Source organism: Methanocalculus sp. (assembly GCF_030651615.1).
In the GTDB taxonomy this organism is placed as follows: Archaea; Halobacteriota; Methanomicrobia; order Methanomicrobiales; family Methanocorpusculaceae; genus Methanocalculus.
In genome coordinates, this window is the sequence record NZ_JAUSCG010000200.1 from 1 (window position 1) to 3,629 (window position 3,629).

A 3,629-nucleotide genomic window follows, 5' to 3' on the forward strand; every position below is an offset into this window, starting at 1 on the left:
ATATTTGCTGTATACTCAGGGGTATCAAAACTCACCCTGACATGGCTCTGTGCACCGAGATGATAGACCTCATCAGGCCGGATATTATAAATGATATTTGATATCTGCTCCGAATCGGCCAGATCTCCATAGTGAAGGAAGAGCCGGGCCTCAGGATCATGAGGATCGACATATATTTGATCAATCCTGCTTGTATTGAAGGTCGATGACCTCCGGATCAATCCATGTACAATGTACCCCTTCGAGAGGAGGAGTTCAGCAAGATATGATCCGTCCTGTCCGGTAATTCCTGTGATAAATGCTGTCTTTGTCATCTAACTCCTCCTCGTGGTTTTAGAATCGTCACCGGCAAGAAGCCGTTCATAGAAAAGTGCAAGTTTCTTTGTATTCGCAGAAACATCAAATGATCGGATCGCAAAATCTTCTGCCTCAAGAGAGAGCCTGCGGGCAAGTTCCGGGTCATCACGAATCAATCGTATCTTCTCGACGATCTCTATCGCAGTTCCGGTCTCAAGAAGGATCGCTTCTTTTCCATCTGTCACAAACCGCCCGATATTCACATTCGGGAGGATCACCGGCTTGCCCATACAGAAGAACTCCGGGAGTTTCGAGGGGAGGCGATAGGCATTGAACTCATCTGCCCGTCCCGGCTGGACAAGGATGTCTGCTCTGTCATTCAGAGCAGGGATCGTCTCGTACGGAACAAAACCAAGCTCAATGGAATGATCATGTGCCCAGGAGGGATCATCACCGAGGAAGGGGACATGATCGACCCCTGTCCGGATCAGTTTCGTCGGGACACCCGTCCTGTTTAATAATGCAACCGCGAGATAGAGGCTCCGCACCTCCCGGTAGTTGGATGCGTGGACATTACCCGTATAGCAGAGGACAAGCGTTCCGGAATCGATCTCAGGAACCACACCCTGACACCCCGGAGTAAAACGCGATCGGTCGATGCCCGGCCAGAGAACCATGCACTTCCCGGTATCCGGAACAAACTCCGCGAGCCGATCCATAATGACCGTGACCCCATCTGCCCGCTTTAAGAAGTCCTTATAATAAAGAAGGTGTGAGAGGTGATCCGGTGTCATGGCAGAGATCTCCTCAGGGGATCGCAGCCGAAGCTCCCGGATCGGGATCTTCAAGCAGTCTGAGAGGATCTGCTCCTCGTTATCCTCAAGATGCACAACCAGTTTTGATCCGTACATCTTCTGAAGCAATATGCATTCCTTCCGGACGATCTCCCGTGGTGTCCAGCCATGGATGATATCCGGCCCCTTTCCATCAGGGAAGAACCCCTTCTTCAGTTCCGGGAAGGTGACGGGAGTATAGAGAACCTCTCCCCCGATTGCAGTATACACCGTATTCTTGTTTGTGGGAACTGCAATAACACAGGTATGCCCCTCCCTGACGAGCTGGTTTGCAAAGGTATGGATCTGGATTGCACTATTACTTGTGAAATCATGATAGGTGACAAAGACGATCACTGCCATCAGTACACCTCATCGCACATTTTTATGGTATACCCACTCTCCTGATCGGTATACACACCACAATCAAAGTTTCTGTTATAATACCGGTCATTTGCGATCATCTCCTCCCACTGATCAATCAGCAGGTACCGATCGACCAGATTATACTTCTCCCTCCCTCTCGTCGAACATTCGAAATGTGTGATAGCGACACGGGGGGTGTAGATGATCCGATACCCCCGGGCAATAAACTTCAGACAGAGATCGACATCCTGGTAATGGATCTGATAATACTCATTAAACCCACCGAGATCAGAAAAGAGCCGGGCTTTCACCATCATACAGGCTGCGGTGACTGCTGAAACCTCCCGTGCACACGAGAGTGATCCCGCATACCCATCCCACTCCGGGAGATGGTAACGCATGATATGATCAGCAGTCCCCCGAAAACCAAGCACCACCCCGGCATGCTGAACCTTTTTATCAGGATACAGGAGCAGTGGCCCTGCTGCAGCCACATCCGGTTGTTCAACATAGTAGAGAAGGTGCTCTATCCAGTCCTTTGTCACTATCTCAGTATCATTATTCAAAAAGACCAGGTACTCACCGTTTGCATACCGGGCTCCATAATTATTCATCTTCGAGAAGTTAAAGGGCTCATTATATGAAACAACGGTCACCGGGTATGAGGCGATGATCCGTTCCGCTTCTGGATCAGTCGTCTGGTTATCGATGACGATCACCTCAAAACAAGGGTACGTCGTCTCGCTGAAGATGCTCGCAAGACATCTTCCAATGAGATCCGGTCTGTCCTTTGTCGGGATAATGATACTCACAAGAGGATGAAGATCCCGTTTCGCAGGTACAATTGCTACACGATGCGGGAGTGAGCCGGGCTTGCCCCCGGCTGGCAGACCAACCCGCTTCAGATGAGCAGTGACCGCACGTGCCTGAATAGAACTGATATCCCCCTTGGAATCAACAGATGATGCCACACTCCCCTCGATCTTCCGCCAGTGATAGAGGATCTTCGGGATATGATAGATCTTATCCGTCTTCTCAGAGACACGGAGCATGAACTCAAAATCCTGGACAAAATCGTACTCTCGATTGATCAGACCCGCCTCCTCTGCAACACTCTTTCGAACAGTAAGGAGATGGCCGACATACATCACCCCGCAGAAGTACTCCGGTGACCAGTCCGGTTTGAAGAACGGTTCACAGAGCAGTCCGTCAGGTGAGATCTTATCCTCATCACTATAGATTGCATCCGCATCCGGGTGCTCGTTGATCAGTTTCACAACCTCAAAAAGGGCATCTCGTGCAAGCAGATCATCATTATCCAGGAAGGCAATATACTCCCCGCCCGCCATCTTTATTCCCTTGTTCGTCGTCTCGCTGATCCCGGCGTTCTTCGAATTGTACGCGATCCTGATCCGATCATCAATACCTTCATACTCACGCAGAACCCGCTTTATATGGCGCTTTGGGCTTGCATCATCGACGAGGCATAACTCCCAGTTCTCATAGACCTGATCCCGAACCGACTCAATACAGGCACGAAGATACTCTTCATCCACATTATATACCGGGGTGATGATCGAAATGGTTGGAAGAGAAGTGAACCGGCCGATCTCCTCTTTCATCTCTTTCATCGTATCAGGCGCAATCACACTCCGGTTCAGGGGAATGGCAGGCCTCGGATCACCTGCAATTCCGCGTCTCGCAACACGGTATTTCTTATATTCGGAGAAGGTAGCACCGGGACCTTCGCAAAACAGCATCCGTGAGCCTTTAATAAACCGATCATATGCGGCCCGCCTCCCGGATTGTGGAGGGAAGAGCGGTTCGATAAGGAACGAATGGAGTGACGTCATGAACCGATGAGAGACACTGCTCTTCAATCCCATATTCTCCTGCCATAAACGTTCAATCTCATGGTTTGAATGGGATAAAGCACCTTCAACATCCTGAAGCCGTATTGAAACCTCCCGTATCGTCCTCTCTTTCGCACTCATCTCTTCATGGAGAGTGTGATGGACCGCTTCAAGTTCCAGGTAATCATTCTTCAGGCGTTCTTGTTCCTGATTTCGGACCTTTAGTTCTTCATCCCTTGCTGCTAATGTCGATTCGAGAACAGCATACTCAGCTCCAAGC

3 protein-coding genes are annotated in these 3,629 nt (G+C 49.9%); all 3 read right to left on the minus strand.

What is annotated here, in order from left to right:
* On the minus strand, nt 1-314 hold a 314-nt coding region (locus Q7V06_RS08645; protein WP_304840613.1), incomplete at its 3' end, for a GDP-mannose 4,6-dehydratase.
* On the minus strand, nt 315-1,493 hold the full coding sequence (locus Q7V06_RS08650; RefSeq protein ID WP_304840615.1) for a glycosyltransferase family 4 protein: 1,179 nt from the start codon (nt 1,491-1,493) through the stop codon (nt 315-317). It abuts the gene before it with no gap.
* Nucleotides 1,493-3,629: glycosyltransferase (locus Q7V06_RS08655; protein ID WP_304840617.1), on the minus strand; the 2,137-nt coding region annotated here is incomplete at its 5' end. The genes Q7V06_RS08655 and Q7V06_RS08650, both read right to left, overlap by 1 nt.